The following is a 23,761-nucleotide window of genomic DNA, read 5'->3' as shown; positions in this document are numbered from 1 at the left end:
GCTGATGACGGCGGCGATCACGTAAGCCGAACCCGGGTGCACGGCGCCGTGGACGCATTGGCGACAATGGGAAGGTGACCGAGACGAAGCCGAAGGCGCGCGAGCTGAACAATGTGATCCGCTACACCATGTGGTCGGTGTTCAAGGTGGAGACGCCGCTCGGTGAGGTCGAGCGTGAGGAGCTGGCCGCGGAGCTCTCCGAGCTGCTGGGCAAGCTCGCGGCCGATGACGACGTGGTGATCCGCGGCTGGTACGACGTGGAGGGTTTCCGCGCCGACGCCGACTTCCTGGTCTGGTGGCACGCGCCGACGTCCGACGCGCTGCAGAAGGCCTACCACGTACTGCGTCGCTCGCGGCTCGGCCGGCACCTGGCACCGGTCTGGTCGCAGCTCGCGCTGCACCGCCCGGCGGAGTTCAACAAGAGCCACATCCCGGCGTTCCTGGCCGACGAGGAAGCTCGCGCCTACGTGTGCGTCTACCCGTTCGTCCGGTCCTACGAGTGGTATCTGCTGCCTGACGAGGAGCGCCGGTTCATGCTCGCCGAGCACGGCAAGATGGCCCGCGGCTACCCCGACGTCCGGGCGAACACGGTCGCGTCGTTCGCGCTCGGCGACTACGAGTGGATGCTGGCCTTCGAGGCCGACGAGCTGCACCGGATGGTCGACCTGATGCGCGACCTGCGCGCGTCGACCGCCCGACGGCACGTGCGTGAGGAGGTCCCGTTCTACACCGGCAAACGGGCCGAGCTGAGTGACCTGATCGCGAACCTGGCGTGACCACCGAGCGCAAGGCCTTCCCGGTCCTGTACGTCTCCGACGTGCGCCGGTCGCTGGAGTTCTACGCCCTGCTCGGTTACGAGTCGCGCTACCAGTTCCCGATGGAGGGCGACCCGCACTACGTCGGCCTGGAACGCGGCGAGTCATCCCTCGGGATCGCCGACTCCAGCTGGCCGGAAGCCCAGCTGGGCATCAACGTCGGTACGGCGGCACGCTTCGAGCTCTTCGTCTACGTCGACTCGGTCGAAGCCACCGTGGAGGCCTTCCGGGCGGCCGGCCACCCGGTCCTGCAGGAGCCGGCCACCATGCCCTGGGGTGAACGCCAGGCCTACGTCACCGACCCCGACAACAACCCGGTAGCCCTCGCCACTCCGGTCTGAGCGATGCGGACCGGGGCGACGAGGACCGGGCCGGCGGGCTACTCCGCGGGCGTCAGCTTCAGGCTGACCGAGTTGATGCAGTAGCGCAGGTCGGTGGGGGTGCCGTAGCCCTCACCCTCGAAGACGTGGCCGAGGTGGGAGCCGCAGTTGGCGCAGCGGACCTCGACGCGCTTCATGCCGAGGTCGTGGTCCTCGATGTACTCCACCCGGTCCTCGGCCAGCGGGGCGAAGAACGACGGCCAGCCGCAGTGCGAGTCGAACTTGGTCTCACTGCGGAACAGCTCCGCGTCACACGCCCGGCACTGGTACACGCCGATCGTCTTGGTGTCGGTGTACTCACCGGTGAACGGCCGCTCGGTCCCGGCCTTGCGAAGCACCTGGAACTCCGCCGGCGACAACTCGGCACGCCACTCCTGGTCGGACTTCTGTACCGCGTACTGCCTGGTGCTCTCTGTCATGTCCCCATTATCGGCGGCGGGTCAACCGAAACCCCGTCCCGGGCCCTGACGTAAGCCAGCCGCAATCGCCCGGGCCTGTCCGCCCCAGTGGGACAGGCCCGGGCGATCTCAGCCGATCAGTTGACGCCGACGGCCGACCAGGCGGCCGCCACCGTCGCGCGCTCCGGGCTCGCAGCGCCGTACAGGTCGGTGGCCGCGTTCAGCGTCGCGACCCGGGCCTGCGCGTACGTCGTACCGGTGGTGAAGTACGTGGTCAGCGCCCGGTACCAGATCTTGGCGACCTTGGTCCGGTCGACACCGGTCACGGTCGATCCGTTGCAGGTGGGCGAGTCGTGCTGCAGGCCGCCGATCACCTTGGGGCCGCTGCCCTCGACGGCGAGGTAGAAGAAGTGGTTCGCCACGCCCGAGGAGTAGTGCACGTCGATGTTGCCGATACCGGAGTACCAGCAGTCCTTGGAGTTGCCGTCCTTGCTCGGCTTGTCCATGTACCGGAGGGCCGGCCGGTCCTTCATGATCTCCTCGCCGATGTAGTAGTCGCCGGGGTCGGCCGCGTTGTCGGAGTAGAACTCGACCGCGGTCCCGAAGATGTCGCTGGTGGCCTCGTTCAGGCCGCCGGACTCACCGGAGTAGGTCAGGTTCGAGGTGGCCGAGGTGACGCCGTGCGACATCTCGTGGCCGGCCACGTCGATCGAGACCAGCGGGCCCGCGACGACCCCGTCGCCGTCGCCGTAGGTCATCTTCTTGCCGTCCCAGAACGCGTTCACGTAGTTGGTGCCGTAGTGCACCCGGCTGGGGACGCCCTTGCCGTCGTTGAAGATGCCGTTGCGGCCGTGGATCAGCTTGAAGTAGTCGAACGTCGTCGCCGCGCCGTAGTGCGCGTCCGCCGCCGCTGACGCGCGGTCGGTGTTCAGGCCGCTGCCCCAGTGGTTGTCCGCGTCGAGGAACTTGGCCGCGACCGGGCAACCGATCTGCAGGATCTGGCAGAAGATCGAGTCGGTCTTGTTCTGCGCGTCCAGCGTGGTGCCGTTGCCGCGGGCTCCGTCGGTCAGGTTGAACCCACCGGTCACCGCGGTGGTGTCGAGCGGGACGGTGCCGGAGTACAGGCTCTTGCCGTCGCCGGTCGCGGTGTGGATGTGCTGCTCGCTGACCAGTTTCGCGCCGGTGAGGGCATCGATCGTCGTCGTCACGTGACTGGGCGTGCCGTCGGCCTGCGTGCCGCCGCTGCTGACCCGGTAGGCGAGTCGCGGCGCGCCCTTGCGCGCCTCGATGACCAGGGCCGGCTTGCCCTCGGCCTTGAGGTTGCCGGTCACTGCCTTGCCGACCGCGGTGGCGGCGGTGATCCTCGGGGTCCGGCCGACGTTCGCCGAGCGGTCCAGGGTCAGGCTGACGCCCTTCACGGCGCCGTCCTTGGCCTGGTGCATGACCACGTCGCCGCCGAGCACGGGCAGGCCGCCGATGATGCGGTCCATCCGGACGTGGGTGCTGCCGTCGGCGTCGACGATGACGTCTTTCACCAGGAAGGTGTCGGCGCCGGTGGCTTTCAGGGTGCCGAGATTCGCCGGGACGGCGGCTTTGGCCCGGGCGACCGCGGCAGCGGAGGTCGGGACCGGCTCTGCCGCGGGGGCGCCGGTGGCCGTGGTGGCGCCGGTCAGCCCGAGGGCGGTTGCGGTCGCCACTGCGGTAGCAGCGGCGAGCAGGGCGGATTTGTTCATCCTCGCGCTCCTTCAAGGGTGTCCCGGGGGCCTCACGCCCCAGGAACGAGGTGCTGGAACGTTACCGCCCAGTCACCCAGGGTGGCCAGAGGTCGGGAAATTTCTCTTTCCCGCGTGCTCGCGGCGGTTTTGCCGGTGCCGGGCGGTAGCGTCGCGCCATGGCGGCGACCAAGGCAATCGAGCTGGAGATCGCGGGACGGACGGTCCGGGTCAGCAACCCCGACAAGCCGTACTTCGCGGACCGGGGCCTGACCAAACTCGACATCGTGAACTACTTCGTCGCGGTCGGCGACGGGATCCTGGGCGCGCTCAGGGACCGGCCGACCACGCTCGAGCGCTGGCCGGGCGGGTGGTTCGAGGGCGCGAAGCTGTCGACCCGGATGGACAACAAGGGCGACGCGTTCTACCAGAAGCGGGTCGCCAAGGGCGCGCCCGACTGGGTCGAGACGGCGACCATCAGGTTTCCCAGCGGCCGGCCGGCCGACGAGGTCTGCCCGACCGAGCTGGCGGTGGTCGCCTGGGCGGCGAATCTGGGCACGCTCACCTTCCACCCCTGGCCGGTACGCCGCCCGGAACTGGACTCGCCGGACCAACTGCGGATCGACCTGGACCCCCAGCCCGGCACCGACTTCAAGAGTGCCGCCGTGATCGCTCCGGTGTTGCGGGAACTGCTCGCCGAGCACGGTCTGGAGGGTTATCCGAAGACCTCGGGCGGTCGCGGGCTGCACGTCTACGTGCCGATCGAGCCCCGGTGGGACTTCGTCCAGGCACGGCGGGCCGTGATCGCGGTCGGCCGCGAACTGTCCCGGCGGATGCCCGACCAGGTGACGGTCAACTGGTGGAAGGAGGAGCGCGGCGAGCGCGTTTTCATCGACTACAACCAGATGGCCCGCGACCGCACCATCGCCTCGGCGTACTCCGTCCGGCCGAACGCGCGCGCCCGGGTCTCGGCGCCGCTGCGCTGGGAGGAGGTGTCCGAGGTGGTGCCGGACGACTTCGACGTGCTGACGATGCCGGCCCGCTTCGCCGAGGCCGGTGACCTGCACGCGGCGGTCGGGGAGCAGGCGTTCTCGCTGGAGTCGCTGCTGGAGCTGTCGGCCAAGCAGGAGCGCGACTTCGGCGAAGGCGACCTGCCGTACCCGCCGGAGTACCCGAAGATGCCCGGCGAGCCGAAGCGGGTGCAGCCGTCGAAGGACCGCGACAGCCCGAAGGACCCGGAGCCGGAGGAGTCCGTGCCCGGCGAGTAGCGCGGTCGAGCCGGGGAGCGGCGCGCCGGGCTCCGGGGGGGTGAGCGCCGTCGGGCAGAGGAGCGCCGCGCCGGGGCTGCAGGGGTGAGCGCCGTCGGGCAGAAAAGCGCCGCGCCAGGCTGCGGGTGGTGAGCGCCGTCGGGCACGGAGCGGTGGGTGGTGAGCGCCGTCGGGTAGGAAGCGGTGGGTCGGCGAGCGTGACGGGCGCCGTCAGATCGCGCGGAGGGCGCCGCCGTCGATCGGGATGATGGCGCCGGTGAGGTAGGACGCGGCGGGGGACAGGACGAAGGCGGCGACCCGGCCGAACTCGTCGGGGTTGCCGTAACGGCGGAGCGGGATCGTCTTCTCCGCGGCGCGGCGGGCGGCGTCGGGGTCACCCGACTTGCCGTCCAGTTCCTTCAGCCGGTCGGTGGCGATCCGGCCGGGCATCAACCCGTTCACCCGGACGCCGTTGGGGCCGAGTTCGTCGGCCAGCGTCTTGGCCACCATCGCGAGGCCGGGCCGGAGCCCGTTGGAGATCGCCAGGCCGTTGATCGGCGACTTCACCGACGACGACAGCACGAAGGCGATCGACGTACCGTCGGTGCCGGCCCGGGCGACCGAGCGGGCGATCCGCAGCCCGCCCAGGAAGACGCTGTCGAAGGCGGCGCGCCAGTCGTCCTCCTCGGTGTCCATCGCCGTGCCGGGCCGGGGGCCGCCGACGCTGATCAGGGCGCCGTGCAGGGCACCCCACTTGGCAATCGCGGTCGCGGCCAGCCGCTCGGCGCTCTCCGGATCGGCGTTGTCGACCGGGATGCCGACCACGTTCTGGCCGAGTTCGGCGGCGGCGCGGGAGATCGACTCCTCGCTCCGGCTGGAGATGACCAGCTTGGCGCCTTCCGCGGCCAATGCCTTGGCGGTGGCGTAACCGAGCCCGCCGCTGGCGCCGGTGACGATGTAGATGCGATCGCGCAGTCCGAGGTCCACGTCCCCATCCTGCCTCACGCCACCACATCTCGCCCGGCGCACGCCGCGCCGGGTGGCATCGATCTCATTCACTGGACTTGCGTCTCACCGCAAGGTAGTTGCCGGCAGCGTCGGCCCTGGCGAAACACTCGGTGACGCAGGTCCGCGCGCCGGTCGTAGCCGGGGGCAACGGGTGCTCAGGGAGTGGTCCGCGCCACATCGTCGTTGTTCCCGGCAACGGTCGCCGGCTCCTCGGCGGTCACGTCCTGCCGGGAGAAGTAGACCAGCCCGCCGATCGCCAGCAGGCCGAAGAGGAACCACTGCAACGCGTAGAAGAAGTGCGGTCCGCCGTCGATCTCCGGCCCCGGGAACCCCCGGAAGGCCGGATCGGCGGCCGGCTCCTGCTGGTCCACCGTCAGATAGCCGTCGTACAGGGTCAGTCCGAGCGCCGGGGCGTACTCGGCCCCGTTGATCAGCCGGGCGGTGCCGTCGGCCGGCGTACCGCCGTTGGTGTGGCCGCCGCGCTCGCTGCGGCGGAGCCGGCCGGTCACGGTGACCTCCCCGGACGGCGCGGCCGGAACGGTGCCCGGCGCCAGCTCCCCGCCCTGCTTCGGCAAGAACCCCCGATCGACCAGTACGGCGGTGCCGTCGGGCAGCAGCAGCGGCGTGACGATCTCGAACCCCGGCCGGTCGTTGACGTTGCGATAGCGCACGACCACCTGTTTGGTGGCGTCGTACCGGCCGGTGACGGTGGCGGTGCGCCAGTCGTGCTGCTCGCCGATCACCCGGTCCGGCCCGACGATCTCGGTCAGCGGGGTGACCGGAGCGGCCAGGTTCTTCCGGATCACCTCGTTGTGCGCCTTCCGGGAGTCCAGCCGGTGCAGCTGCCAGCGGCCGAGCTGCAGACAGGCCACGGAGAGCACGACGATCACCAAGGCGGAGGTGAACCACCGGACATTCATCAGACGACGCACGCTTCGAACTTAGGCCATCCACTGAAACGTGCTGCGCCCGGCTGCCGGGCGCGACGTAGGCTGGGGTGGTGACAGCACCCAGCAGGACCCCGCTCGGGCTCGCCGACAACTACGGCCGGGTGGCCACCGACCTGCGCGTGTCGCTGACCGACCGGTGCAACCTCCGCTGTACCTACTGCATGCCCGAGGAAGGGCTCGACTGGCTCGCCAAGCCCGAGCTGCTGACCGACGACGAGATCGTCCGGCTGGTCTCGGTGGCGGTCGGCCACCTCGGCGTCGACGAGATCCGCTTCACCGGTGGGGAGCCGCTGCTGCGTCGCGGCGTCGTCGACATCGTCTCCCGGACGACGAAGTTGCTGCCGCGCCCCCAGGTCTCGATCACGACCAACGGGATCGGTCTGGCCCGGCAGGCGCAGGCGTTGCGCGAGGCCGGCCTGGACCGGGTGAACGTGAGCCTCGACACCGTTCGGCAGGACACCTTCCTGGAGCTGACCCGGCGCGATCGCCTGAAGGACGTGCTGGCCGGCCTGGCGGCGGCCCACGAGGCCGGCCTGACCCCGGTGAAGGTCAACGCGGTCCTGATGCGGGGCGTGAACGACGACCAGGCGCCGGAGCTGCTGCAGTTCTGCCTCGACCACGGCTACGAGCTGCGCTTCATCGAGCAGATGCCGCTGGACGCCCAGCACGGCTGGAGCCGGGACCAGATGATCACGGCCGACGAGATCCTCGAACTGCTCGGCGAGCGCTTCGGCCTGGCAGCGACCGACGCGGCGACCCGGGGCAGCGCGCCGGCCGAGTCGTTCACCGTGAACGGCGGTCCGGCCACGGTCGGCATCATCGCGAGCGTCACGCGGCCGTTCTGCGGTGACTGCGACCGGGTCCGGCTGACGGCCGACGGCCAGGTTCGTGACTGTCTGTTCGCCCGGACCGAGTCCGACCTGCGAACGGCGCTGCGGGCGGGGGCCGGCGACGAGGAACTGGCGGACCGGTGGCGGCGGGCGATGCGCGGAAAACTTCCCGGCCACGGCATCAACGATCCGAGCTTCCTGCAGCCGGTCCGGCCGATGTCCGCCATCGGCGGCTGACGTTTCTGAACCGGAAATTTACTTTTTCCGGTGTAACGCGCACCGAAGGCCGGTAAGAGGTCCGGTTACGGCGCGGGGAAAGGCTCCACCTCGCGCAGGAAAGAACGCGCACCGAGGAAGTCCGACAGGCTCTGCTTGTGCTGGTCACAAGCCAGCCAGGTCTTACGCCGGTCGGGGGTGTGGATCTTCGGGTTGTTCCACCGCAGCGCCCAGGTGGCCGGTTGGCCGCATCCCCTTGCAGAGCAGACGGTCGACAGCTGCTCGTCGTTCTCGGTGGTGCTCACAGCAGGCTCTCCTGGGTGACATTCCGGGCGGTCCGGGCAATTGTTCCTGACCACTCAATAATCAAAAGCCTGGGCAAAATGAAGCGACGTCGGACAGCCACGGGGGGAGCCGTCCGACGCCGCATCAACACCCTGAATTTCATCCGTGAACTTCAGAGCACGCAGATTCTGACACGGATCCGTCATGAGAATCCAGTCCCGACGCGGATCACTTTTCGGTGTCGTGTTCCTGACGCAGTTCCGGCCGGGCCGGCGGCAGGTAGACCTCGCCCCCGGAGACCTTCGCGGTCTGCCGCGCATTCGCCAGTACGACCGCCACCGACGGCAGGAAAACGGCACCGACCAGCAGGATCCAGCGCCAGGGGGACGGAGTGATCACCGCGCCGACGAAACACACCACCCGCAACGACATCATCCAGGCGTAGCGGAAGATCCTGGTCTCCAGGTCCACCGACCGGCCGGGTTGCGCATCGGTCACCGTGATGACCGTTGCGTCGGACCGTTCACGACCCCGCTTACGGCGCTGTGACATCTATTCTCCTCACCAACATCAATATCAACGGTACGCCGCTGCAGAAGTTGCGGCCTACCCAGCCGAAGGAGAACAGCCATGACCGATCGCACCTACCGCGTCACCGAGCTCGTCGGCACCTCCAAGGAAGGCGTCGACGCGGCGATCACCAACGCGATCTCCCGCGCCGGTGAGACCCTGCGGCACCTGGACTGGTTCGAGGTGACGCAGATCCGCGGCCACATCGTCGACAACGCGATCGACCACTACCAGGTCGGCCTCAAGGTCGGTTTCCGCCTCGAGGACTCCTGACCGCGAGCGGCCGGAGCGGAGTACTGCGAACCGCCGGGGCCGCCCGGTTCGCAGTACCGGCGGGGTCGGGAGATACCGTTCGTGCGGCAGCGCCGTACGGCGCTGGACGGGACTTGCGTGAGGAGATCGAAACGTGGCGAGATCGGTACTGGTCACCGGCGGCAACCGGGGCATCGGGCTGGCTATCGCGACCGCTTTCCGGGAGGCCGGCGACCAGGTCGCGGTCACCTACCGTAGCGGTGAGCCGCCGGAAGGTTTCCTCGGCGTCAAGTGCGACGTCACCGACGCCGAGCAGGTCGACGCCGCGTTCGACACCATCGCGGCCGAGCACGGCCCGGTCGAGGTACTGATCGCCAACGCCGGCATCACCCGCGACACGCTGCTGCTGCGGATGTCCGACGACGACTGGGACGCGGTCATCCAGACCAACCTGACCGGCTCGTTCCGGGTCGCCAAGCGCGCGGCCAAGGGCATGCTGCGGCTGCGCCGGGGCCGGATCGTCTTCATCTCCTCGGTGGTCGGTCTGCTCGGTTCGCCCGGCCAGGTGAACTACGCCGCCAGCAAGTCCGGACTGATCGGGATGGCCCGGTCGATGGCGCGCGAGCTCGGCAGCCGGGGCATCACCACCAACGTGGTGGCACCGGGGTTCGTCGAGACCGACATGACCGCCGTGCTGCCGGAGGAGACCCAGAAGCAGTACCTGGGCCAGATCCCGCTCGGCCGGTTCGGCCGGACCGAGGAGATCGCCCAGGCCGTCCGCTGGATCTCCTCCGACGAAGCCGCCTACATCACCGGCGCCGTGATCCCGGTCGACGGCGGCATCGGCATGGGCCACTGACCAATACTTCTTTCGAGAAAGGGAATGCCGGTGGGCATCCTCGACGGCAAGCGGATCCTGGTCGCGGGCGTGACGCTCGACTCCTCGATCGGCTTCGCGACCGCCAAGGTGGCGCAGGAACAAGGCGCCACGGTACTGATCTCGAACTTCGGCCGGGCGCTGAGCATCACCCGGCGGATCGCCGGCCGGCTGCCGGTGACGCCGCCGGTGATCGAGCTCGACGTCACCGACGAGGATCACCTGGCCGCGTTGCCGGCCGCGATCCGCGAGCACGTCGACGGTCTCGACGGCGTCGTGCACTCGATCGCCTACGGCAACCCGGAGACGATCCTCGGCGGCAAGTTCCTGGACGGCCCGTGGGACGACGTGTCCCGCGCGGTGCACGTCTCGGCGTACAGCCTGAAGTCGCTGGCGGTGACCTGCGCGCCGCTGATGAGCCGGGGCGGCAGCATCGTCGGGCTGACCTTCGACGCCAGCGTGGCCTGGCCGGGGTACGACTGGATGGGGGTCGCGAAGGCGGCCCTGGAGTCGACCTCGCGCTATCTGGCGCGTGACCTGGGCGCGCAGGGGATCCGCTGCAACCTGGTCTCCGCCGGTCCGCTGAAGACGCTGGCCGCGAAGGCGATCCCGGGCTTCGAGAAGTTCGAGGGACCGTGGCTGGACCAGGCCCCGCTGGGCTGGGACCCGTCCGACCTCGAGCCGACCGGCAAGACGATCGTCGCCCTGCTCAGTGACTTCTTCCCCTCCACCACCGGCGAGATCATCCACGTCGACGGCGGCTTTCACGCGATGGGTGCCTAGTGTCCACCTCCTTGGTAGAGCTCCGCGTCCTGGACGGGGCCAACCTGTACTTCAGCCGGGCAGCGATCAAGCTCACGCTCGACCTGTCGGCCCTGATCGACGCGCCGGCTCCGGCCGCGAAGGCGTACGCGCAGGCACTCGGGCTCGGCGCGACCCGGCCCGGGCGGATCGGCTCCGGCTTCCGGCAGCGGTTCGCGGTCCGGGTGGTCGGGCACATTCTGCGTCGGATCGCCCGCGAGGCAGGGATCGGGCGGATCGGCGTCCGGGTCCGCTCCGAGAACGACGTGCACCGGCTGGTGGTGGCGTTCCCGTGGGCGCACGAGGGCCGCGCCCGCGCGCTCGCGATGGCGATCGTCGAGGTGGTCGACGCCTTCGGCGCCGACGAGCTGCCTGAACTGGTGACGAGCGTCGGGGACCGGGTCCGCAACGAGCCGGCCGGTAACGCGCCGCCGACGCTGCGCCCGAAGATCCCCGTCGTCGCCGTCACCGGCACGAACGGCAAGACCACCACCTCGCGGATGATCGCGCACATCGGCCGGGCAGCAGGCCTGCACACCGGCTGGTCGAGCACCGACGGCGTGTACTTCGACGGCAAGCTGGTCGAGTACGGCGACTTCTCCGGCCCGAGCGGCGCCGGCCAGGTGCTGTCGCAGCCCGGAGTGCAGCTGGCCGTCACCGAGACGGCCCGCGGCGGCATCCTGCGGCGCGGCGTCGGCGTCGCCTACAACGACGTCTCGGTCGTCACCAACGTCACCGCCGACCACCTGGGCCTGGGCGGGATCGACACCGTCGACCAGCTGGCCGAGGTGAAGGCCGTGATCACCAAGATCACCCGGCCGCGCGGCTGGTGCGTGGTGAACGGCGACGACCCGCGGACCTTCGCGATGCGGCTGGACTCGCCGGCCAAGAGCTGGGTGTTCTCCCGCGATCCCGACTCGCCGTCGATCCGCAGCGTGCTGGACGAGGGCGGCCGGGCGACCACCGTGCTGGACGGGTTCATCACCGTGCTCGATCAGGCCAGCGACGCCGAGCCGCTGCTCAAGGTCGTCGACGTCCCGATGACGCTGTCCGGGCTGTCCCACTACAACGTGGAGAACGCGCTCGCCGCCGCCTCGGCGGCGCTCGGGCTCGGGCTGCCGCGGGCCGCGGTGATCGAGGGGCTGAGCACGTTCTCGCCGTCGGAGAACAACCCGGGCCGGATGAACATGTACTCCGTCCGCGACTTCACCGTGGTGATCGACCTCGCCCACAACGAGGCCGGCCTGGAAGCCCTGCTGGAGATCATGAACGGCGTCCGGATGCCCGGCGCGCGGCTGCTGCTGGCGCTGGGTTCGCCGGGGGACCGGTCCGACGAGATGGTCTCCGCGATGGGCGCGATCGGTGCCCGTGGCGCCGACCGGGTGGTGATCGGGCACAAGGGCGAGTACCTGCGCGGCCGGCCGCCGTCGGAGCTGGAGGCGGTCTTCCGGGAGGGCGCCGGTTCGGTCGGCGTCGAGGACGTACCGTCCTTCCCGACCGAGCTCGAGGCGGCGCAGGCGCTGGTCGGCGAGGCCCGGGCCGGTGACGTGGTCGCGGTGATGTCTCTGCAGGATCGGGCGAGTCTTGACGCCTGGTTGCGGTCCGAGGGGGCTACCGTCGATGACCCGGAGACCTTGAAGGCGAAGGTCGAACGCGCACAGCACTGATCCCCGGGTTTCCGCCGCCCGGGGCGGATCGGGGATCGTCATGCGTTACTTGTGGTCGGTACCAGCGGCGGTCGCCGCCTGGTTCGTGGCCGGCTTCGCGCCGAGCTATCTGACCGGGCTGCCGGCCGGCTCGACCACCTTCGTCGGAACCCGGCTGGACCTGCTCGTCCTGGGCGGCTTCACGGGCGGAGTGCTGGCGGGGCTGATCGTGGCCCGGCTTCGGTACGCCGTACCGCTGGTGCTGATCGTTGCTGTCGGCTCCTGGTGGCTGAGCGGCTACGATCTTTCGGCCCAGGGACTTCTGATGTCGTTGCTGGTGGCAAGTGTCGTCGGCGCGGGACTCGGTGCCCTGGGCACCCGTAACACGGTGCTGGCGGCGTTTGCGTTGTCGGTGCCCGTCGCCTGGTTCGCTCTGCGCCCCGCCGACGAGCTCCAGGACTGGCTCTGGTTGTGGCAACTGAACGGCCTGCTGGTCGCGATCGGCCTCACCACCCTCCTGTACGCCGCCTGCTGGCGGCGCGGCTGGCCATCGGCGTACTCGTGGCTGCCGTTGTCGGTCTTCTACGTGGCCTCGTTCGCCATGGTCGACGGCATTCAGGCGGTGGCCGCCGCCAAGGGCCAGTCGATCGACGTGGTTGCCGACGCGGGCACCGACGCCTTCTTCGCCGCTTTCGAGCCGCTTCTGCGGGAGTACTGGCCGTGGCTGCTGCTGGCCGTCCTGCTGGCGATCCCGATGGTGGCACTGAAGGTGCGCGCGCTACCGCCGCCTCCGTTGGCGCCCGGGGCCGACGACGGACGCAGCAACGACGCCGTCCTGTCCGACGACCTGGACTGGATCGACCGCGAGGAGCCCAAGCGCCGGTTGCTCCCGGCGCGCCGGTGAGAAGCGCGTAGCTGAAAGATCAACCATAGGCTCTGGGGTGTCAGGGAATACGCAATCCCATCCCGGAGGACTTTTGTGAAACTTCGCCTCGCCCTCGGAGTCACCGCTGCCGCCGCCGTCGTCGCGGTCGGCATCACCCCCGCCTCGGCGGCCCAGGACCGGTCGGCCGACGCCGGCGCCTGCGTCCCGGGCATCGCCTGCTTCTACGAGACCACCGCGTTCGGTGGCAGGAGCGTGCACTACGCCTCGCCCAGCACGTCCTGCACCCGGCTGCCGTTCGTCCCCGGATCGCTCTTCAACTGGAGCACCAAGGACATCTACCTGTACCGCACCGCCGACTGCACCGGGGTCGCGAACCTCGAACCGGCCAACAACTTCCACAGCTACCCGAGCACCAAGTTCCTGAGCTTCCGCGCGGGCTAACCGACCAGGGCTCGACCGAGCCAGCCGCCTTCGCTGAATCCTGCCGGGATCACGAAGGCGGCTGAGCCGATCGTGGTGGTCCACTCGTTCAGGGCGTCCGCCGCGTCGAGCCGGGCGAGCATCGGCAGGAACTGGCTGACCAGGTCTGCCTGGTAGCTGAGGAAGATCAGGCCGGACTCGCGGGTGGCGCCGGTGTCGTGGACGTAGTTGAGGCCCTTGCGGAAGATCCGCCGGCCGTCGTTCACCGAGTGGTGGGACAGCCGCGCGTGCGCGTTCTCCGCGATCATCAGGCGGCCGTCGGCGTCGCGCTTCTCCAGATCGAGTTCGTCGTGCTCGGCCGTGCCGGTCAGCGGGGCGCCGTCGGACAGCTTGCGGCCGACCGAGCGCTCCTGCTCGGAGCGAGTGAGTTCGTCCCAGGTCTGCAGGTTCAGCTTGATCCGCCGGACGACCAGCGTCGTACTGCCGTCGGGCGCCCAGACCGTGCTGTCGAACTCCGGGGTTCCGGGCGCGGGGTTGCCGGTGCCGTCGACCTGGTTGAAGAGATTCCGCCCGGTGACCGGAGAACCATCAGGTGCGGTCGCGTTCCAGAACCCGGTCTGCCGCCACAGTGGCTTCGCGAACGGCGCCGCATCCGCCACCAGCCGCTGGACCGCGTGCACCACCGACACGGCGTCGTCGGCGCCCACCAGGATCAGCAGATCGCCACCGGTCCAGCCGGGTTGCAGGCGATCGTGCGACATCACCGGGATGTCGCTGAACCCGCGCGGCCTGGTGAGGCCGGGCAAAGTGAACACCTTGGCGCCGAAACCCACTGTCACGGTCAGAGCGACCCCGGGAACTGCGAGCTCGGGAGCCGTGTCGCCGGGTGCGGGCCGGCCCGATCCCAGGGCGACGATGTCGCTGGTCCAGAGGCGCATCAGCCGGCCGAGCGCGGCCTTGCCGGTCGACGGCAGCAGCGTGAGCGCGACCAACTCGGCGTGCTTCGGTGAGGTCGCGGCGATGGCCGGCTGGTGCTCGCCGTACGGGCTGAGGTCGCGGGGGAGCGGCGTACGGGTGGGGACTGCACCCGAGTTGTGGCTCAGGGCAACGGCGCCACCGGTGACGGCGGCGCCCGCCGCGGCAGCTCCGGCGTACCCGAAGAGCTGCCGCCGCGACGGCCGTCCGGTCAAGGTGTGGTGCTGGGTGTGGCCGACGGGTGGTAGTGCTCTTCCTCCTCGGTGAACAGCTTCACCGCGACGGTCAGCTCCTTCGTGCTCCCGTCGGAGAACTTCAGGGTGAGCGGTACCTCGTCGCCCGGCTCGAGCTGTTGCTTCAGCCCCATCAACATCACGTGGTCCTTGCTCGGTGCCAGGTGCGCGTGCGACTCGGCCGGCACCTTGATGCCGTCGGCCTTCTCCTGCATCACCATCTTGCCGTCCTTCATCGTCATCTCGTGCAGCTGCACCATCCCGGCGACCGGGGAGGTTGCCGAGGTCAACGAGATGTCGGCGTTGCCGGGGTTGGTCAGCGACATGAAGGCCGCCGTCATCGTGGCGTTCTTGGTACCGACCGTCGCGCGCACCCAGGCGTCCTCGACCAGCACGCCCGGTGTCGTGACGGCCGCCTCCGCCGCCGGTGCCTCGGGGCCGGAGGATCCGCAGGAACTCAGCAGGAGGGGCAGGGCAACGGCCAGACCGGCCAGCAGCAGCTTCGTCTTCACGGACAGCCAACGACCCTTGTCCCGGCCGAGTTCCCCGGAGCGGGGACACCCGGTGTGTCCCCGCTCACGCGGAGCTATTCGGCTGACTGGTCAGCTTCCGGCTCGGCGTCGGGCTTCACGAAGTCGGGGTCGCCGCCCTCGTCGCCGGAGCGGGCGCCGGCCTGGGCCAGGTGCGATACCGACTCCAGGTGGGACAGCACCTGCTGGTGCTGGTCGACGCAGAGCACCACCAGGTCGCCGCGGTTCGAGCGGGCCAGCGCGTGCTGGACCGCGGTCAGCTCCTCGAGCACGATCTCCACCTGCCGGCAGCGCGCGCCGTTCTCCATCGCCGTCCGGACGCCCTCGGCGACGAGCTCGGCCGTGCTGCCGCGCTCGCGGCCCCGCAGCCGGGCGTCCTCGCGGACGATCACCACGTCGAAGTGCTGCGCGGCCACCTCGCCCAGCTCCCGCATGTCGTCGTCGCGCCGGTCACCCGCGGTCGCGATCACGCCGATCCGCGACGACCGGCCGAGCTCGGACGACGCGTTCAGGCTCTCGCCGAGTTTGTCGACGAAGTCACCGAGCATCCGCATCGCCGGCGCGTTGTGGCAGTAGTCGACGATCACCGTGCGGCCGTGCACGTCGATCTCGTTCAGCCGGCCGGGGGACAGGTAGTACGAGGTGTTGAAGGTCCGCAGGCCCTGCCGGATGTCGTGCAGCGGTGCGCCCGCGGCGAAGGCGGCGGCCGCGGCGGCCATCGCGTTCTGCACGTTCATCATCGCCCGGCCGCCGAAGGTGGCCGGCAGCAGGTGCGTCCAGGCCAGCTGCATCGAGCGGCGGCCGTGCTTCATGATGATCATGTCGCCCAGGTCGGACCGCTCCAGCACGACCGCCCGGCCGCCCCGGCGGCAGTGACCCTCGATGTACTCGCGGACCTCGCTGCCCGACTCGGCGATGCTGAACCAGACCACCTCGCCCGAACACTTCCGCCGCATCTTGCGGACCAGCGGGTCGTCGGCGTTCAGGACCGCGAAGCCGTTCCGCGGCACGGCCTCGACCAGCACGCCCTTCACGTCGGCGAGCTGCTCGAGGGTGTCGATCCCGCGCATCCCGAGGTGGTCGGGCTGGATGTTCAGCACCACCGCGACGTCGTTGCGCTGGTACCCCAGGCCCTCGCGCAGGATGCCGCCGCGGGCCACCTCGAAGACGGCGAAGTCGACCCGCGGGTTCTGCAGCACCATCCGGGCGGACTTCGGGCCGGACGCGTCCGACCGGATCACCAGCCGCTCGTCGATCACGACGCCGTCGGTCGAGGTCATCCCGACCTTGCGGCCCATCCCCTTGAAGACGTGGCTGATCATCCGCGAGGTGGTGGTCTTGCCGTTGGTCCCGGTCACCGCGATGATCGGGATCCGGCTGGTCGCGCCGGGCGGGAACAACATGTCGACCACCGGCTTGGCGATGTACTGCGGATCGCCGATCGTCGGGTTGGTGTGCATCCGGAAGCCCGGGGCCGCGTTCACCTCGCAGATCGCGCCACCGGTCTCGCGCACCGGCTGGGTGATGTCGGGGCAGATGAAGTCGATGCCGGCGATGTCCAGCCCGATCATCCGGGCCGCCTCCTCGGCGATCTCGACGTTCTCCGGGTGCGCCTCGAAGGTGCGGTCGATCGAGATCCCGCCGGTGGACATGTTGCCGGTGAGCGTGAGCTTCACCATCGTTTCCTCGGGCGGTACGTCGTCCATCTCGAAGCCCTGGGTCCGGACCAGCTCCCGCGCGGCCGCGTTCACCGTGATCCGGGTCAGGATCTTCTCGTGCCCGACACCGCGGCGCGGATCGGCGTTGGTGATCTCGACCAGCTCGGCCACCGTGTGCACGCCGTCGCCGACCACGTGGGCCGGCACCCGCTCGGCGATGGCCTCCATCCGGCCGTTGATGATCAGGCAGCGGTAGTCCTTGCCGGTGACGAAGCTCTCCACGATCACCGAGCCGCGCCGTGACTGGTCGGCGGCGATCGGGAAGGCCTCCCGGACGGCGTCCGCGTCCTGCAGGTTCAGGCAGACGCCACGGCCGTGGTTGCCGTCGAGCGGCTTGCAGACGACCGGGTAGCCGATCTTGTTCGCGGCCGAGACCGCGTCCTCGACCTCACGCACGGACGCCTGCCGCGGGACCGGCAGGCCGGCCGACGCGAGCAGCTTGGTGGTGAGGTCCTTGTCGCCGGCCACGTCGACCGCGATCGAACCCGTCTCCGACGTCATGGTGGCCCGGATCCGCTTCGCGTGCACGCCCTGACCGAGCTGCACCAGGCTGAACTTGTTCAGCCGGATCCACGGGATGTCGCGGGAGACCGCCTCGTCCACGATCGCCTGCGTCGACGGCCCGAAGGCGCTCCGCTCGGCCTGCCGGATGAACTTCTCCAGCTCGGTGGTGAAGTCGAAGTCCGGCGTCGGCTGGACCAGATAGTTGACGAACCGGACCGCGAGCTCACCGGCGGCCAGGCCGACGCCCTCGTCGGCGTACGAGTAGATGATGTTGTAGCGGCCGGGCACGCCCTTGACCTGGCGGGTCTTGCCGCGCCGCATGTCGTGGCCGGCCTCCTGCTGCAGCTGCAGCGAGACGTGCTCGGCGATGTGGCCGAGCCAGGTGCCCTCCTGCAGCCGCTCGATGAAGCCGCCGCGCCGGCCCCGGGAGCAGTGGTGCTGGTCAAGGCGGGGCAGGTGCTCCAGCAGCCGCTCGGTGAACCCGTCGATGGTGTTCGACGGGAACTCCTCCAGCGACCCCAGGTCGACCACCAGGTGGATCGCCGGGTCGTAGCTCCAGATGTTCGGCCCGCGGTAGACGCGGGTCTCGATGATCTTCAGGTCGGGGCTCGGAGTTCCGAGGGTCTGGTCGGGGGCGGTGTCCGTCATGCGTTCCCACTGTCTGGTTGCGGCCCTGTTGCGGCATCGGTGTCTGGTCGGCTGAGTTCGGCGCCCGCGCTCAGAGGCTCGGTCGCCTCCGGTCTGGACTGACTCGCCGCCGACGATCTGGCCTTCTTGACGGCCGCCTTCCTCGGAGCCGCCGTCTTGCTGCCCGGTTCACCCGCCTTCGCCGTACGCCGGCCCGCCCGCCGCTTGCGCTCGGCGTAGTACGCGGGTGACACGCCCTCGGCGGCGATCTCCTTGGCCAGCTTGCGCAGATCGGCCTCGGCCGCCTCGATCGAGGCGATCTCCTCGGCCGGCGGCTGCGGACCGTAGGACAGCAGCACCCGGGCCTTGAGGTCGAAGGTCGCGGTCGCGGGCAGGACGTGCAGGACGACGCCGGAGGCGAGGATCGCCTCCGACCGGCTCGCGTAGTGCGCGTTGGAGGTGATCCGGCTGCCGTCGAAGATCGTCACGGCACCCCGGCCGACGACCTCCAGGTGGGAGCCGCGGACGACGGCCGCGGTGTCCTCGTCGACGCCGATGCCGAGTAGACCGGGGGACTGGGCCACCAGCGACAGCAGCCGGCCGTACCGGTTGCGCTGGGCGAAGTGCTGGTCGACGATCGCGCCCTGGACGAGTCCGAGCCCGCCGGCCAGTTGGCTCATCCGCTGGCGCGGGGTGGCGCCGGAGCGGCCGAACGCGATCATGTGCTCGGCCAGGATGCTCGCGCCCGCCGAGGTCCCACCGACGGCCGCGCCCCGGGCGTGGGCCGCGGTGACGGCCTGGCCGAACGCGGTACCGGTGACCACGCCGCTCAGCTTGAGCTGGTTTCCGCCGGTCATGAAGATGCCGGTGGCCTCGGTGAGCGGCTCGATGAAGGCCGGGTCGTCGGCGTCCTCGCGGTTCTCCGGCCGGACCCCGACCACGCTGGCCGCGCCCAGCGCGGCGAACAGGGCGGAGTACACGTCGATCACGTCCGGCCCGAGGGCGGACGCGGTCGGCACGATCACGATCCGTGCCTTCGGCCCACCCGCCGCCTCGACGAACTCCTGCAGAACCAGCCGCTTCTTCAGCTTGTCCTCGGCCCCACCGATGGCGAACAGGGCACCAGGCCCGCTCGTCGTCACCCCACCCTGCTGTTCAGACATAGCCGAAGAATAAGCGCTGGACCCCGCGCGGCCCGCTTCGGTCGCTCGGTGAGGCGTCCCATGGCCGGGGTGGCGCCGGGTCGGGACAGACCCGGCACCACTGCCGTCAATGACCGAAGGTGAACCAGTTGACGTTGACGAAGTCGGCCGGCTGGCCGCTGGTGAAGGTCAGGTAGACGTTGTGGACACCGGTCACCGCGCCGATGTTCGCGGGCACGCTGCGCCAGGACTGCCAGCCGCCGGTGTTGCCGATGGCGAAGCTGCCGATCGGGGCGTTGGATCTGCTGTCCAGGCGGACCTCGACCAGACCGCTGACTCCGCCCCCGGCTCCCGACGCCACCCGGGCGACGAACTGGCGGGCCGCGGAGCTACCGAAGTCGACGTTCGGGTAGAGCGCCCAGTCGCCGTTGCCGATCTGCCTGACGTTCTGCCCGCCACCGGAGTCGGTGGTCGTCTCGACGCTGACCCCACCCTGCTGGCTGTACGACTCGGCCTGGATAGTGCTGTACGCGCTGCCACCGGGCGGGTTGATCGGCGGGGTGGTGGGAGGCGTGGTGGGCGGGGTGGTCGGGTCGCCGCTACCGCCACGGGTGGAGACCGACACGTAGTCGACCACCATCGGATGACCGGGGACGGTCTCCGGGCGAGGCGTCGGGCCGTTGAGCGCGTCCGGGAAGGCGCCGCCGATGGCCAGGTTCAGCAGCAGGAAGTACCCCGAGTGCGAGGTCATGCTGTTCCAGGTGTCGGCCGGGAGCTGCGCCTGGCTGATGGAGTGGAACTGCTGACCGTCGACGTACCAGCGGAACTGGTTCGGCGAGATGCTGGTGTCCCACTCGAAGCGGTAGGTGTGGAAGCCGCTCTGGCAACTGCTGCCGGGGCAGGCGCGGCTGTTCGCCAGGCCGCTCGTCTCGTTGCAGGGACCGCCCGGGTTCACGCCGCAGTGCAGCACGCCCCAGACCGAGTTGATCCCGTTGACGTTCTCCATGATGTCGAACTCGCCGATCCCCGGCCAGTTCCAGTAGTTCCCCCGGTACGGCGAACCGAGCGCCCAGAACGCCGGCCAGTAGCCGAGGGCCGCGTTGCCGGTCACGTTCGGCATCTGGAGCCGGCTCTCCATCGCGACCACTCCGCCGGCCGGCGGCCTGAAGTTGCTGCGCTGGGTCTCGATCCGGGCCGAGGTCCAGTTGCCGGCACCGTCGCGCAGCGGCGTGATCCGCAGGTTGCCGGTGCCGTCGAGACGGAGATTGTTGGTGCTGTTGGTGTAGTTCTGGATCTCGCCGGTGCCCCAGTTGCCGGGGCCGCCCGGGTAGCCGTGGCCGGTGTCGATGATCCAGTTGGCGCTGGACGGCAGGGTGCCGTTGGCGCCGTCGAAGTCGTCGCTCCAGACCGTCGTCCAGCCGGCGGCCGGGGGCGGCACGCTGGCTTGAGCCGCGACCGTGAGTGCGGTGACGACCAGTACGGGGGCGAGCAGAGCGCTCAGGAGAGTTCGGCGGCGATTGGACGGTTTGGCGGGGCGGGAACGCATGGATGACCTCCACGGGCGGGCGGCGCCGTCACCAGAGCGGCACCGAGTGGGGTGAAGACTCCATGGGAGCGCTCTCATCGGTCAGTGTCAACCGCTCGCCGCCCTACCGGTCCGAGGGAACGTTCCCGCCAGTCAGAGATCGCGGCTGAAGACCGTCGTACTCCGGCGGACGCTCATCCCGAGCCGTTCGTACATCGCCAGCGCGCCGGTGCCCGAGTGGGTCCAGAGGGTGAGGTTGGGGCGCCCTTGCTGGAAGAAGCCGAATGAGGCGTGGGCGAGGACGGTCCGGGCGAGCCCCTTGCCCCGATGGTCCCGGCGTACGGCGAGTTGCTCGACGTGGCCCTCTTGGGAGTCGGGAAGCGCCAGACACATCGCAACCCCGACCAGCTCGCCGTCGGCGTACGCCACCTGCGACAGCTCCGGCGCGAAGCTCGAGCGGCCGATCGTCATCCGCGCCCACTCGTCGTACGGCCAGCGGCGCGGCTGCCACTCGTCGAAGGCGTCCTGAATCACCGTGTACGCCGCCGGCGCGTCCTCGGCGCCGAACGGGCGGATCGAGACATCAGCCGGCAGCGCAGCCAGGGCCGGTACGCCGGTCGCCCGCAGCTCGAGTTCCCAGTTGGTCGCGAGCACCTCGTAGCCGCGAGCGCGCAGGATCGCCGTACCGGCCAGGTCCTCGTCCTCGACGGTCTGCGCGAGCGTCGGGCTGCCGATCTCGATGGCTCTCTGCTCGGCCCATTCGACCAGCGCGGTGCCCAGCCCCAGCCCCCGGTACGCCGTACCGACGTCGACCTGCGAGCGGCGCCCACGGACCCACGCCCAGGCCGCGATCCCACCGGCAGGCTCCAGCACTACCAGGCTGTCGGCGGAGGCGTCCAGCCCAGGACGCTCCAGTGCAGCCTCGACCTCGTCGACCGCGAGTCCGGCCATCGGGCCGATCGCCGTGGCATCAGCGGTTTCGGCGGGGCGGCAGCGGAATCCGGCGGGCAACTCGGGGAAAGGAGGCACAAGGATCGATCCTCGACCCGGAACTCCGCGTGGGCAAGCAAATTTTGCCCAAGTTGTGGCGGTGAGCGGTACTCCGGGCTGGGGTGCCGTGCAACTATCTGCTGTGCACAGTGCCCTGCCGCGTCTGATCGCCCTGACCGCGGTCCTGCTGATCCCGGTTTCTTGTGGGCAGCAGCAGCCCGGCAGCACTCCGGCGGCGGTCACCAGCACCAGCCCGGCAGCGGTTCCCGTGCCGACAGCGCCCGCTACGACGCGGCAGCCGGCCGATCTCACGCAGGCCACCTTCGCGCCGAAGGTGCTCGGTGCGTTGACGGCCAGGGGAGGCTTCCGGGTGTCGGCGGCGGTCCAGGAGGGGCGGAAGGCGCCGAAGCTGACCAACGCGCTGGTCTACTTCAAAGGCCGCTCGGTCGACGTGGCGACGAAGGCGCAGGGTGGCGGCGGGCTGGTGAGGGTCGGCCGCTCGATCTACCTCCAGGACGCCAAGCTGACCGGTGACGCCCAGAAGCCGTGGGCCGAGCTTGATCTCGACAGCACCGCGGGCGAGGAGAAAGCCGCGGCGGCGGCCGCCGACTCCTGGGTCTCCGATCGCCTGGTCCACCAGCTGATCGGCGGGGCGCCGTACGCGACCTTGTTCCAGCCGGCCGGTGAGCAGGTGATCGACCACGTCACCACCCAGCAGTACACGATGCGGATCGACCTGCAGAAGGCCGTCGCCGCCGGAGCGCTGGGGGAGTACGTCGGGCGCGCCGACCTCAAGTCCCTTCCGAAGCAGCTCAGCGTCACGGTCTGGGTCGACCCCAACGCGCTGCCCCGCAAACTCGAGTTCAACCGCGCGGACACCGCGGCCGGCAGCGTGACCGTCTCGGCGCGGTTCGGTCAGTTCGGGCGGCGGTCGCTGGTGCTGCCGCCCAAACCGGCGAAGCTGGGCACGGCCGACTTCAGCTGAGGTCGGACGCCTCGTCGGCGGCCTCGACCTCTTCGCGGCTGATGCCGAGCAGGTAGAGGATCGTGTCGAGGTAGGGGACGCTCACGTGGGTGTCGGCTGCCGCACGGACGACAGGCTTGGCGTTGAAGGCGATGCCGAGGCCGGCCGCGGCCAGCATGTCGAGGTCGTTGGCACCGTCGCCGATCGCGACGGTCTGCGACAGCGGCGTACCGGAGGTCTTCGCGAAGCGGCGCAGCGCGACCGCCTTGCCGGCCCGGTCGACGATGTCGCCGATCACCTTGCCGGTGAGCTTGCCGTCGACGATCTCCAGCACGTTGGCGGCGGCGAAGTCGATCCCGAGATCGGCCGCTAGCTTGTCGGTGATCTGGCTGAAACCGCCGCTGACGATGGCGAACTGGTAGCCGAGCCGTTTCAGCGTGCGCACCAGTGTCCGTGCGCCCGGTGCCAGCTGGATCGCCTGGTAGACCTCGTCGAGCGCCGACGCCGGCAGTCCTTCGAGGGTCGCGACCCGGCTGCGCAGCGAGTCGGAGAAGTCCAGTTCGCCCCGCATCGCCTGCTCGGTGACGGCGGCGACCTCCTCCAGCCGCCCGGCGTGCGACGCCAGCATCTCGATCACCTCGCCCTGGATCAGGGTCGAGTCGACGTCCATCACGATCAGCCGCTTGGCCCGCCGGTACAGGCCACCGGGCTGGACCGCGACGTCCAGGCCCTGGACGACGCCCTCCAGCGCGAGCACCTTGCGCAGCGAGTCCGGGTCGGCGCCGGACACGGCGATCTCCATCGCGGTCACCGGATAGCGCGCCATCCGGCTGATCCGGTCGATGTTGGCACCGGTGTCGGCGATCCGGCCGGCGATCGCGGCGAAGCCCTGCGCGGTCAGCGGACTGCCGATCACGGTCACCTGGGTGCGGCCCTTGCGCCGCGGCTCGTTGTCGCCGAAGCCCTTCTTCAGGTCGATGTCGACCTCGAGGTTCTCGGCGAGGGCCTTGAGCTCCTTCTTGAGCTCCTTGTGGTCGCGGGGCGCCGACAGCAGGACGCCGAGCACCAGCCGGCCCCGCAGGACGACCTGTTCGGCGTCGATCACGTCGAGCCCGCGCAGCGCGAGGGTCGACAGTACGGCGGAAGTCAGACCCGGCCGATCCGTACCGGTCAAGGTGACCAGCAGGGTGGGGCGATCCAACATGGGCGTCTCGTGCTCAGCCTGTCCTGTCATCTCAAGGGCTCAGGCTACCGATCAAC

At 70.0% G+C, this 23,761-nt stretch carries 24 protein-coding genes; 11 read left to right on the top strand and 13 right to left on the bottom strand.

Features of this window, described 5'->3' with window-relative positions; all coding sequences use genetic code 11:
* The first annotated feature begins 74 nt into the window (after window positions 1–74).
* Window positions 75–776 (top strand): hydrogen peroxide-dependent heme synthase, encoded by a 702-nt coding sequence (hemQ, locus tag OX958_RS19730; protein WP_442913206.1) that lies wholly within the window; start codon window positions 75–77, stop codon window positions 774–776.
* Entirely contained in the window at window positions 773–1,156 is a 384-nt protein-coding gene (locus OX958_RS19725) for a VOC family protein (protein WP_270130388.1), read from the top strand. The genes hemQ and OX958_RS19725 overlap by 4 nt, the downstream gene beginning before the upstream one ends.
* 38 nt (window positions 1,157–1,194) lie before the next feature.
* Here OX958_RS19725 and msrB read toward each other — a convergent pair whose 3' ends face one another.
* Entirely contained in the window at window positions 1,195–1,614 is a 420-nt protein-coding gene (msrB, locus tag OX958_RS19720; protein ID WP_270130387.1) for a peptide-methionine (R)-S-oxide reductase MsrB, read from the bottom strand.
* A gap of 116 nt (window positions 1,615–1,730) precedes the next feature.
* On the bottom strand, window positions 1,731–3,326 hold the full coding sequence (locus tag OX958_RS19715) for a M4 family metallopeptidase (RefSeq protein WP_270130386.1): 1,596 nt from the start codon (window positions 3,324–3,326) through the stop codon (window positions 1,731–1,733).
* 158 nt (window positions 3,327–3,484) lie between these two features.
* Here OX958_RS19715 and OX958_RS19710 point away from each other — a divergent pair, with 158 nt between their 5' ends.
* Window positions 3,485–4,573 (top strand): DNA polymerase domain-containing protein, encoded by a 1,089-nt coding sequence (locus OX958_RS19710; protein WP_270130385.1) that lies wholly within the window; start codon window positions 3,485–3,487, stop codon window positions 4,571–4,573.
* A 210-nt stretch (window positions 4,574–4,783) separates the two neighbouring features.
* Here OX958_RS19710 and OX958_RS19705 read toward each other — a convergent pair whose 3' ends face one another.
* Together OX958_RS19705 and OX958_RS19700 are read right to left on the bottom strand one after the other, a co-directional pair.
* On the bottom strand, window positions 4,784–5,557 hold the full coding sequence (locus OX958_RS19705; protein WP_270130384.1) for an SDR family oxidoreductase: 774 nt from the start codon (window positions 5,555–5,557) through the stop codon (window positions 4,784–4,786).
* A gap of 158 nt (window positions 5,558–5,715) precedes the next feature.
* On the bottom strand, window positions 5,716–6,492 hold the full coding sequence (locus tag OX958_RS19700) for an SURF1 family cytochrome oxidase biogenesis protein (protein ID WP_270130382.1): 777 nt from the start codon (window positions 6,490–6,492) through the stop codon (window positions 5,716–5,718).
* 68 nt (window positions 6,493–6,560) lie between these two features.
* Between OX958_RS19700 and moaA the strand changes: the two genes are divergently transcribed.
* Window positions 6,561–7,577: a GTP 3',8-cyclase MoaA gene (gene moaA, locus OX958_RS19695; RefSeq protein ID WP_270130381.1), complete on the top strand. Its 1,017-nt coding sequence runs from the start codon at window positions 6,561–6,563 to the stop codon at window positions 7,575–7,577.
* A 65-nt stretch (window positions 7,578–7,642) separates the two neighbouring features.
* Here moaA and OX958_RS19690 read toward each other — a convergent pair whose 3' ends face one another.
* On the bottom strand, window positions 7,643–7,861 hold the full coding sequence (locus tag OX958_RS19690; protein WP_270130380.1) for a hypothetical protein: 219 nt from the start codon (window positions 7,859–7,861) through the stop codon (window positions 7,643–7,645).
* 208 nt (window positions 7,862–8,069) lie between these two features.
* Complete coding sequence (locus tag OX958_RS19685; RefSeq protein WP_270130379.1) at window positions 8,070–8,393, bottom strand: DUF3099 domain-containing protein; 324 nt, start codon at window positions 8,391–8,393, stop codon at window positions 8,070–8,072.
* Between the two features lie 78 nt (window positions 8,394–8,471).
* On the opposite strand from OX958_RS19685, the gene OX958_RS19680 reads away from it, so the two are divergent.
* The 6 genes from OX958_RS19680 (at window position 8,472) to OX958_RS19655 (ending at window position 13,314) form a co-directional block, all read left to right on the top strand.
* A complete protein-coding gene (locus OX958_RS19680; RefSeq protein WP_270130378.1) occupies window positions 8,472–8,684 on the top strand; it encodes a dodecin in 213 nt (70 codons plus the stop codon).
* 133 nt (window positions 8,685–8,817) lie between these two features.
* Window positions 8,818–9,522 (top strand): 3-oxoacyl-[acyl-carrier-protein] reductase, encoded by a 705-nt coding sequence (gene fabG / locus OX958_RS19675; RefSeq protein WP_270130377.1) that lies wholly within the window; start codon window positions 8,818–8,820, stop codon window positions 9,520–9,522.
* Between the two features lie 30 nt (window positions 9,523–9,552).
* Complete coding sequence (gene fabI / locus OX958_RS19670; protein WP_270130376.1) at window positions 9,553–10,323, top strand: enoyl-ACP reductase FabI; 771 nt, start codon at window positions 9,553–9,555, stop codon at window positions 10,321–10,323.
* A gap of 11 nt (window positions 10,324–10,334) precedes the next feature.
* On the top strand, window positions 10,335–12,008 hold the full coding sequence (locus OX958_RS19665) for a Mur ligase family protein (RefSeq protein ID WP_270130375.1): 1,674 nt from the start codon (window positions 10,335–10,337) through the stop codon (window positions 12,006–12,008).
* Window positions 12,009–12,048: 40 nt separating this feature from the next.
* Entirely contained in the window at window positions 12,049–12,891 is an 843-nt protein-coding gene (locus OX958_RS19660) for a hypothetical protein (protein WP_270130374.1), read from the top strand.
* A gap of 75 nt (window positions 12,892–12,966) precedes the next feature.
* Window positions 12,967–13,314 carry a peptidase inhibitor family I36 protein gene (locus tag OX958_RS19655; RefSeq protein WP_270130373.1) on the top strand — a complete coding sequence of 116 codons (348 nt, stop codon included), beginning with the start codon at window positions 12,967–12,969 and terminating at the stop codon, window positions 13,312–13,314.
* On the opposite strand, the gene OX958_RS19650 is transcribed toward OX958_RS19655, so the two are convergent.
* The 6 genes from OX958_RS19650 to OX958_RS19625 all read right to left on the bottom strand — a co-directional run bounded on the left by OX958_RS19650 (window position 13,311) and on the right by OX958_RS19625 (window position 21,576).
* On the bottom strand, window positions 13,311–14,483 hold the full coding sequence (locus OX958_RS19650) for a Dyp-type peroxidase (protein ID WP_270130372.1): 1,173 nt from the start codon (window positions 14,481–14,483) through the stop codon (window positions 13,311–13,313). The two genes, OX958_RS19655 and OX958_RS19650, sit on opposite strands and share 4 nt — an antisense overlap.
* A complete protein-coding gene (locus tag OX958_RS19645) occupies window positions 14,480–15,013 on the bottom strand; it encodes a copper chaperone PCu(A)C (protein ID WP_270130371.1) in 534 nt (177 codons plus the stop codon). Before OX958_RS19645 ends, OX958_RS19650 begins: the two co-directional genes overlap by 4 nt.
* 74 nt (window positions 15,014–15,087) lie before the next feature.
* A complete protein-coding gene (cphA, locus tag OX958_RS19640; protein ID WP_270130370.1) occupies window positions 15,088–17,901 on the bottom strand; it encodes a cyanophycin synthetase in 2,814 nt (937 codons plus the stop codon).
* The gene (locus OX958_RS19635) at window positions 17,898–19,043 is read right to left on the bottom strand and encodes a cyanophycinase (RefSeq protein ID WP_270130369.1); all 1,146 of its coding nucleotides are present in this window, start codon (window positions 19,041–19,043) and stop codon (window positions 17,898–17,900) included. The genes cphA and OX958_RS19635 overlap by 4 nt, the downstream gene beginning before the upstream one ends.
* 106 nt (window positions 19,044–19,149) lie before the next feature.
* On the bottom strand, window positions 19,150–20,568 hold the full coding sequence (locus tag OX958_RS19630; RefSeq protein ID WP_270130368.1) for a glycoside hydrolase family 16 protein: 1,419 nt from the start codon (window positions 20,566–20,568) through the stop codon (window positions 19,150–19,152).
* 132 nt (window positions 20,569–20,700) lie between these two features.
* Window positions 20,701–21,576: a GNAT family N-acetyltransferase gene (locus tag OX958_RS19625; protein ID WP_270130366.1), complete on the bottom strand. Its 876-nt coding sequence runs from the start codon at window positions 21,574–21,576 to the stop codon at window positions 20,701–20,703.
* A 61-nt stretch (window positions 21,577–21,637) separates the two neighbouring features.
* Between OX958_RS19625 and OX958_RS19620 the strand changes: the two genes are divergently transcribed.
* Window positions 21,638–22,522, top strand: coding sequence for a hypothetical protein (locus OX958_RS19620; RefSeq protein ID WP_270130364.1), 885 nt, complete (start codon window positions 21,638–21,640; stop codon window positions 22,520–22,522).
* Here the strand turns inward: OX958_RS19620 and serB are convergent.
* Complete coding sequence (gene serB / locus OX958_RS19615) at window positions 22,515–23,735, bottom strand: phosphoserine phosphatase SerB (protein WP_270130362.1); 1,221 nt, start codon at window positions 23,733–23,735, stop codon at window positions 22,515–22,517. The two genes, OX958_RS19620 and serB, sit on opposite strands and share 8 nt — an antisense overlap.
* Between the last annotated feature and the right edge of the window lie 26 nt (window positions 23,736–23,761).

Source organism: Kribbella sp. CA-293567 (assembly GCF_027627575.1).
Lineage (GTDB): Bacteria > Actinomycetota > Actinomycetes > Propionibacteriales > Kribbellaceae > Kribbella.
The sequence above is the reverse complement of the archived record's forward strand: the minus strand, read 5'-3'. Positions and strand labels throughout refer to the sequence as shown.